The organism is Bacillus sp. FJAT-47783 (assembly GCF_022808615.1).
In the GTDB taxonomy this organism is placed as follows: Bacteria; Bacillota; Bacilli; order Bacillales; family Aeribacillaceae; genus Bacillus_BZ.
On sequence record NZ_JAKZKS010000031.1, the window covers coordinates 19,940 to 28,225 of the forward strand.

Annotated in this window: 6 protein-coding genes, 2 tRNA genes, 2 rRNA genes and 1 pseudogene; 1 reads left to right on the top strand and 10 read right to left on the bottom strand. The window is 38.6% G+C overall.

What is annotated here, in order from left to right:
• Window positions 1-3 precede the first annotated feature (3 nt).
• A complete protein-coding gene (gene moaC, locus MLD65_RS16220) occupies window positions 4-498 on the bottom strand; it encodes a cyclic pyranopterin monophosphate synthase MoaC (protein WP_243292898.1) in 495 nt (164 codons plus the stop codon).
• A 166-nt stretch (window positions 499-664) separates the two neighbouring features.
• On the opposite strand from moaC, the gene MLD65_RS16225 reads away from it, so the two are divergent.
• Entirely contained in the window at window positions 665-2,590 is a 1,926-nt protein-coding gene (locus MLD65_RS16225) for an ABC-F family ATP-binding cassette domain-containing protein (RefSeq protein WP_243292899.1), read from the top strand.
• A 696-nt stretch (window positions 2,591-3,286) separates the two neighbouring features.
• Here the strand turns inward: MLD65_RS16225 and tsaD are convergent.
• The 9 genes and pseudogenes from tsaD to MLD65_RS16265 all read right to left on the bottom strand — a co-directional run.
• Entirely contained in the window at window positions 3,287-4,312 is a 1,026-nt protein-coding gene (gene tsaD / locus MLD65_RS16230) for a tRNA (adenosine(37)-N6)-threonylcarbamoyltransferase complex transferase subunit TsaD (protein WP_243292900.1), read from the bottom strand.
• Window positions 4,309-4,761, bottom strand: coding sequence for a ribosomal protein S18-alanine N-acetyltransferase (gene rimI / locus MLD65_RS16235; protein ID WP_243292904.1), 453 nt, complete (start codon window positions 4,759-4,761; stop codon window positions 4,309-4,311). The genes tsaD and rimI overlap by 4 nt, the downstream gene beginning before the upstream one ends.
• Entirely contained in the window at window positions 4,758-5,453 is a 696-nt protein-coding gene (tsaB, locus tag MLD65_RS16240) for a tRNA (adenosine(37)-N6)-threonylcarbamoyltransferase complex dimerization subunit type 1 TsaB (RefSeq protein ID WP_243292905.1), read from the bottom strand. The genes rimI and tsaB overlap by 4 nt, the downstream gene beginning before the upstream one ends.
• Complete coding sequence (gene tsaE, locus MLD65_RS18500; RefSeq protein WP_481748544.1) at window positions 5,434-5,913, bottom strand: tRNA (adenosine(37)-N6)-threonylcarbamoyltransferase complex ATPase subunit type 1 TsaE; 480 nt, start codon at window positions 5,911-5,913, stop codon at window positions 5,434-5,436. Before tsaE ends, tsaB begins: the two co-directional genes overlap by 20 nt.
• Before the next feature lie 12 nt (window positions 5,914-5,925).
• Window positions 5,926-6,909, bottom strand: a pseudogene (gene thiL, locus MLD65_RS16245) (thiamine-phosphate kinase); the annotation flags it as partial.
• A 618-nt stretch (window positions 6,910-7,527) separates the two neighbouring features.
• A tRNA-Asp gene (locus MLD65_RS16250) sits at window positions 7,528-7,603 on the bottom strand.
• A gap of 47 nt (window positions 7,604-7,650) precedes the next feature.
• Window positions 7,651-7,727: transfer RNA gene (locus MLD65_RS16255), tRNA-Met, on the bottom strand.
• Window positions 7,728-7,772: 45 nt separating this feature from the next.
• Window positions 7,773-7,887: ribosomal RNA gene (gene rrf, locus MLD65_RS16260) — 5S ribosomal RNA — on the bottom strand.
• A gap of 209 nt (window positions 7,888-8,096) precedes the next feature.
• Window positions 8,097-8,286: ribosomal RNA gene (locus tag MLD65_RS16265) — 23S ribosomal RNA — on the bottom strand; the annotation flags it as partial.

Sequence of the window (8,286 nt, forward strand, 5' to 3'; positions counted from 1 at the left end):
ATCTTACAAAGGAGAGCCTTCTCGCTGATAATCCCCGCTTTTTCCTCCTGTTTTCTCTAATAAATAGGTTGAACCAATGACAAGCCCTTTATCAACCGCTTTACACATGTCATAGACTGTTAACGCACAAACAGAGGCCGCGGTCAGCGCTTCCATTTCTACACCTGTTGCACCTTTTGTTTTTACTTTTGCAACAATATCTAGTATATACTTGTTTTCATTAATGTTCCATTGAAAAGTAATGTCGATTGCTTTTAATGGAATTGGGTGACACATCGGTACAATCATTGGGGTATTTTTTGCCGCCATAATTCCCGCTACTTGAGCGACAGATAAAACATCTCCCTTTTTCATTTCTTTATGGACAATTTTTTCATAAATCTCTTTTGTCAATATAATACTTGATTTTGCTAAAGCCGTACGGACGTTCTCGCCTTTTTCCGATATGTCGACCATCTTGGCACGTCCTTGCTCATTAAAATGTGTAAATTCACTCATAAAAAAACTCTCCTTATAGTAGAACTATACACTATTTTTGCCGTTCTGTCTTTCTGTTCATTGTTACAAATTTTTGTCACCTTCAAACGGCTACCAAAAGTCGATGTATTGCCCATCCTATAGGATTAAGCTACACTAAAGCTAGAAAAGTTTGAGGTGAAATAGAATGATTCTCTTACAGCTAAACGATATCACAAAACACTTTGGTGCTGATCTTATTTTATCGAATATAAAGCTAGAAGTTCAAATGGGCGATAAAATGGCACTCGTTGGGAGAAACGGTGCAGGGAAATCAACATTATTGAAAATTATAGCAGGGGAGCTTTCCTACGATTCAGGTGAATTGATGAAGCCGAAAGATTTATCTATTGGATATCTTGCCCAAAACTCTGGATTAGAGTCATCCAAGTCAATATGGGATGAAATGTTAACCGTTTTTACGCATCTAAAGCAGATGGAGACAAAGATGCGGGGAATCGAAGCAAAAATGGCGAATGTCCCTCCTACATCACCTTCATTTGAACGACTCATGAAGGAATATGATGAAATTCAACATACTTTTAAAGAGAACGGCGGCTATCAGTATGAGGCAGATATTCGCTCCATTTTACATGGTCTAGGGTTTCATGAATATAGTTATAGGACACCAATCGCTTCCTTAAGCGGAGGGCAAAAAACAAGACTTGCGCTCGGGAAGCTGCTATTAACAAAGCCTGAATTATTAATTTTGGACGAGCCTACAAACCATTTAGACATTGAAACATTAACATGGCTCGAACAATATTTACAAAATTACCAAGGTGCTGTCTTAATTGTTTCCCATGACCGCTACTTTTTAGATAAAGTCGTAAACACCGTCTATGAAATATCGCGAACTGAATGTACAAAATATGTTGGAAACTATAGTCGCTATTTACAGCAAAAAGCGGAAAATTATGAGCGAGATTTAAAGCTTTATGAAAAGCAGCAAGATGAAATTTCTCGTATGAAGGAGTTTGTCCAACGAAACTTAGCAAGGGCCTCTACAACAAAACGTGCCCAAAGTAGACGAAAAGCACTTGAAAAAATGGACGTTATGGAAAAACCAAATGGGGATGAAAAGTCCGCGAATTTCTCCTTTACCATCGAGCGCCAAAGTGGAAACGATGTCTTGAAAGTCCAAGACTTGACTGTGTCCTACGATGAAGAAAAACCAATTATTTCTAACATTTCTTTTTCTGTTACAAGAGGAGAATCGGTTGCCCTAGTTGGTCCAAATGGAATCGGGAAATCTACTTTACTGAAAACTCTAATTAAACGTTTAAAGCCGATTTCTGGTGAGATTCGTTTTGGCGCAAATGTCTCAATTGGCTATTACGATCAAGAACAAACAGATTTAACTTCCAATAAACGTGTATTAGATGAATTGTGGGATGATTTTCCAAACCATACAGAAAAAGAAATTCGTACCGTTCTTGGCAACTTCCTATTCTCTGGTGATGATGTCCTAAAAAATGTTTCTTCTTTAAGTGGTGGGGAGAAAGCACGACTTGCACTTGCGAAGTTAATGATGAAAAAATCCAATTTCTTAATATTAGACGAGCCAACGAACCACTTAGACTTAGACAGTAAAGAAGTGCTGGAAAATGCACTCATTGATTATCCGGGGACTATTCTTTTCGTTTCACACGATCGTTATTTTATGAATCGAATCGCAACAAAAGTATTTGAACTCTCAAAAGATAGACTAACAGAGTTTTTAGGAGATTATGATTACTACACAGCAAAAAAAGAAGAGATGGAAGAGCTAAAAAAACTAGAAAATCCTGTTGAGTCTACAAATGAGCAAGAACGAAAAAATGAAGGAAAGCTGTCATATGAACAAGAAAAAGAATTAAAAAAGAAAGAAAGACAACGTCAACGAAAAATTGAAGAGCTTGAAAAAGAAATCGTACAATTAGAAGAGAAAATTGAACGAAACGATGAACTCCTATGTGATCCAGACATTTTTCAAGATCATGAACGTGTTCAAAAAATTCACGAAGAGAATGAAACGTTAAAAGAAAAATTAGAGCAATGCATGGAACATTGGGAAGAACTAATCGAAGTATAGGAGCTGTATGCGCCCTGAATTTGAAAAAGTAGACCCAAAGAGTGTTGATTTTACAGCATTCTTTGGGTCTTAATTTTGGCGTATTTAATCCTAATATGGACTATTTACACAGACCATTCTTTTGAAAAATAGTAGTTATACCAGCTATCCACATTATCCACAATAAGATTATTTTTCATCCACATTATCCACAATCGTTTCCAAATTGATTTTGCAGGATTTATAGCGTTATTTCGATCTTACCCACAATCATGTGCATAAATTGTGAATAATTTGTGGGTTATCCACATATTTTCTAAAAATTCAAACCGTTTTATAAGAAACTGTGAATAAATTATTTAGAGAAAAGTAAGAGGCTTCATTTGCTGTCCCACATTCTGTGGATAAAGTTTTTTTGCTAAACACTTTTTGAAAGATAAAGTGAAACTTCATTCAGTGGGGGGTTTTTTCATCCCCCACTGAATGTTAGTCCCTACGGGATGACCTAAAGGCCCTTGTGACCCACAGGATGTGGGTTACACAGACGTTGCCACAGGACGTGGCGCTCTTAGTCTGTGTTCTTTATGTTCGGACCTTTACGGGCAGTTGTCCCCCACCTATCTTCTTTGCTTTACTACAGAATCTTGAGGTGGGGGTCATACTGCCCGTTAAGAGTGGGATAAAAATAGCCATGCTTAACGCATGACCATTTAACAATTATTCATAAGACGTAAGGTCTAAACCAGGATTCGCATTCATATTTAATTTTCCAAACGATCCTTTTTGGTACAAAATATCCGCAAATGCCGCAATCATAGCCGCATTATCAGTACAAAGTGTTAGTGGAGGAATAATGAGCTCCACATCTTCTTGATCAGTAAATGTCTGTTCTAATGCCGTGCGTAAACCTTTATTGGCTGCTACACCACCTGCTAACAACACTTGTTTTACACCGTACTCTTCAACGGCACGAACGGTTTTTGTTACAAGAACCTCAACGACGCTTTCTTGAAAACTAGCCGCTAAATCCTTCGGTTCAATTGTTTCACCACGTTGGGAAGCATTATGCAACGTATTAATGACAGCTGACTTTAAACCGCTAAAACTGAAGTCATAGGAGCCTTCCTCTAACCAAGCACGAGGTAAATCAATTGTTGGTTTTCCTTCATGTGCTAATCGATCAATATGAGGTCCACCAGGATACGGTAGTTGAAGCGTTCTCGCTACTTTATCATATGCTTCGCCAGCTGCATCATCTAACGTTTCTCCAATAACCTCAAACGACCCATGATCTTTCATGTACACAAGCTCCGTATGACCACCAGAAACAACTAATGCAAGTAGAGGAAATTTCAGTTCGGTAATCAGTTGATTGGCATAAATATGTCCAGCAATATGATGAACTCCTATAAGCGGTAGGTTATGGGCAAAAGCAAGAGCTTTAGCCGCATTCACTCCAACTAATAAGGCCCCAACTAAACCTGGCCCTTCTGTTACCGCGATAGCCGATAAATCTTGAAATTTCATATTTGCCTTTTCCATTACTTCTTCCAATACAATCGTCATCTGCTCAACATGGTGTCGTGAAGCGATTTCAGGTACAACGCCTCCAAATCTTTTATGACTTTCAATTTGAGACGCCACAACATTTGCTACAATTTCGCGCCCATTTTTGATAATGGCTGCAGCTGTTTCATCACAACTTGTTTCGATTCCTAATATATACCGGTCTTTTTCATTCATTGTAATTTCACCCACATTAATAATGCATCTTCTTGATTATCCGAATAATAATTTTTACGAACACCAACCGCTTCAAACCCTAACTTTTTATACAATGCCTGGGCAATATGGTTGGAGACTCTTACTTCTAATGTCATTTGTTCAGCCTGAAGCTCTTTTGCATAGTCCATAACATAAGACAATAGTTTTTCTCCTAAATTTCTTCCACGATATTGTGGTAATACAGCAATATTCGTTATTTGGGCATCATCAAATACTATCCATAAGCCACAATAACCGACGATATTTTCCCCTAACTCAATAATAAAATAGTAAGCAAACTTATTCTCTGTTAACTCTTGCTCAAACGCTCGCTTTGTCCATGGGCTCGAAAATGACTCTCGTTCAATGGCATGAACCGGTTCGATATCCTCAATCGTCATTTTGCGAACCTTTACTTGTTCATTCATTTCGATACGTTTTGTTGTTCTAGCCATTTTGCTTCAGCCTCAACCAATCTTAAATAGTTCGGAACAAAATGATGGACATCTACAGGCTCTCTGTTCATACCAAGCATAGCTAGCTTAGATGGGCGAGGGTTATGTGCAGTTTGATCTGCTAAAACAGCCTGTTCTCCTAACGTCTCCTTTATCATGTTTCTATGTAAAGAAACATCATTCCCAATAAATAGAACAGGACGATTAAGTACTTTCACCTTCTGGAGCCAATCACTGAGTAAAATATTCTCATCTGGTAAAATTGTCTTCATTTCTTTTTCATACTCATACAAACCTGTATAAACTTGTCCACGCCGAGCATCAAATAGTGGACATATATACCCATTAAAGTATTGACCGTTCGCAGCTAATGCTTCTAAACTTGACACACCCACTAATGGAATGTTTTTGGACCAAGCTATCGTCTTTGCTATCGTTACCCCAATTCGAACACCGGTATACGAGCCAGGTCCTTCTGCTACAACAATCTTAGTTAATTGATCGACCTGAATATCACAATCTTTCATCAATTGTTCCACTGCAGGCATAGCTCTAACAGAATGATTTTTCTTTATATTTGTAATAAATTCACCAATCACTTTTTGTTCATTAACTAAAGCTACACCTAACGGATAATTAGATGTATCAATCGATAAAACTGTCATCATTCAATAACTCCTTACACAAGTCAGTGTACCGCTCACCGATCGGTTTTAATATTAATTTTCTTTTATTATTTTCTAGATGAAGAATAGAGATGTCTAAGCGGGAAGTCGGAAGCTGATCTTCTATTAAGTGTGCCCATTCTATTACTGACACACCCTCCCCCTCAAAATATTCATCGAAGCCTAAATCTTCTTCACTATCTTCCATTCGATAAACATCCATATGATATAACGGAAGTCTTCCTTCTGTATACTCTTTAATAATTGTAAACGTTGGACTATTGACATTTCGCTTTATTCCTAGTCCTTTAGCCAGCGCTTTTGTAAAGGTAGTTTTTCCTGCCCCTAAATCACCTTCAAGTGTAATCACATCACTCGGCTGTAACAAACCCGCTATTTTTTCAGCCAACTTTGCCGTTTGTTCAGGACTAGTAGAAATAAGTTCAAACTTTTGTTCCATTTTATCACCTTTTTTAAAATGATTATAACCACTTTTATGTAAAGATCGCTCAAGACCATTTTGAATGTAAATAACTCCATTTTCTTGTCGTGCAATGACATCCCCGATTTTTGTTATCTTCATTCCTTTTTGCTTACATGCTTCTTTAAAATGTATAAAATCATGAGGAGATAATGTGCCGACGAGTTCAAAGTCTTCGCCACCCGTTAATGCCCACTTTTTTTGCTGTTCCTCAGGGAAAATTTTTATCGACGAGCTTAGAGGAATATTCACATCCCGAACCTGAATGGAAACGTTACTTTCATCAGCAATTTCATGTAATTCACTTGCTAATCCATCACTTATATCATTTAAACATGCTCTGTCGTATTGAACAAGCTGTCTTCCAACTTGAATCCTAGGAATTGGCCGTTGGTGTTTTACGAGTAAATAAACATGATCTTCATTTTTTCGATCAGCGCTTTCGGTAAGAAGCAAATGTAAACCCGCTGCCGAATCCCCTAATGTTCCTGTGACAAATACAATGTCACCGGGCTTAGCAGAGCTTCGTAATAATGCTTTCCCTGACTCAACTGTTCCGATTACAGTAACGGTTATGACAAGTCCACCTTTAGAAGAAGTCGTATCGCCACCAATTAAATCAGCGGAGTACTCCTTAGCTATTGAATTTAACCCGTCATAAATAGCGTACAACTCATGTTCATTCCACGTTTCCGGTATCGCAATGGAGACGAGATAATACATCGGAATGGCTCCCATCGCTGCTAAATCACTTAAATTAACAGCTAAACTTTTATACCCAATATCAAAAGGACTCATTGTATTTTTCGTAAAATGAACCCCTTCAACCATGGAATCCATACATACTACTTGGTCATAGTCATTTTCAGCTTCATAAACGGCTGCGTCATCTCCAATACCCACCTTTAAGCTTCGGTTATAAGTATGAGATGGACAAATACGTTTAATAAACTGAAACTCATCCTTTATAGACATGTTCATCCTCTTTCTTTGTAGAGAAATTTAGACATTATGGAGAAATCAGAAACGCTCTCTTTGATTTAGTTTATCGTATATAGTCTGTTTATCCAAGCTTCTGATCGCGGTAAACGGGGGTTGTTTACAATTGATTACTTCTATCATCGCCTTTTATATAGTCTCTTAACCGTTTCGGATGGTGTTCGTAAAGTTTTAAAATAGGTGAAATCGATTTTGAAGTCGAGACCATCAACTTTTAGTAACTTTACATTTTGCTAAATTATGTGCCAGTTTGGTCTTTTTACGTGTCAGTTTTCCCAATTTACGAGCTTTTTCATTATTTACACGTTCCTCCAGACTATTTATGCCAGGTATACAAAACTCACCATTATGAAAGCAGAACAAAAGCGCAAGAGCTTCGCTAAAGCGGCGTAAAAACTGTACAATTTCAGTAGAAGATAAAGGAAGCGCGATGAATGGTAAATGAGTCGATGTTGACTTATCGTACGGATACCGATAATGTCCGGAACTAGACTCAAGCCAACTACGAACAAAGTTGTCAACAGGTTGGAAATTTATAATTTCCTTAACAATAAAAAAAACGAAACGTTAAACGTTTCGTTACTTATCTCATCATGGCGGTCCCGACGGGAATCGAACCCGCGATCTCCTGCGTGACAGGCAGGCATGTTAACCGCTACACCACGGGACCTCGGTTACACTAATACAATTTATATTTCTCGTATTGAAGAATAAATTTGGTTGCGGGGGCAGGATTTGAACCTGCGACCTTCGGGTTATGAGCCCGACGAGCTACCAGACTGCTCCACCCCGCGACGATAATAAATTAGTTATGCCATTCTACTATAGGAAATATAAAAGCCTGGCAACGTCCTACTCTCACAGGGAATACTCCCAACTACCATCGGCGCTGAAGAGCTTAACTTCCGTGTTCGGTATGGGAACGGGTGTGACCTCTTCGCTATCGTCACCAGACCTATGTTTTACGGCTTTCGATGAGCGGCACATTTCGTTGTCACCTTCAGTCGTCGGCATCCTCACGTACGGATGTACGCTCCGGTACCTCCTCCTTCGGTTCTTAGAACTGCTTGCTCCTCAAAACCCTTTCTGTATGAAAGTCTTAAAAGAGAACATTGTTCCCTCAAAACTAGATAACGTGCTTCACTGAAATCTATTCGTGTATTTAGGTTAAGTCCTCGATCGATTAGTATCCGTCAGCTCCATGTGTCACCACACTTCCACCTCGGACCTATCAACCTGATCATCTTTCAGGGATCTTACTCACATAACGTGATGGGAAATCTCATCTTGAGGGGGGCTTCATGCTTAGATGCTTTCAGCACTTATCCCTTCCGCACATAGCTACCCAGCGAT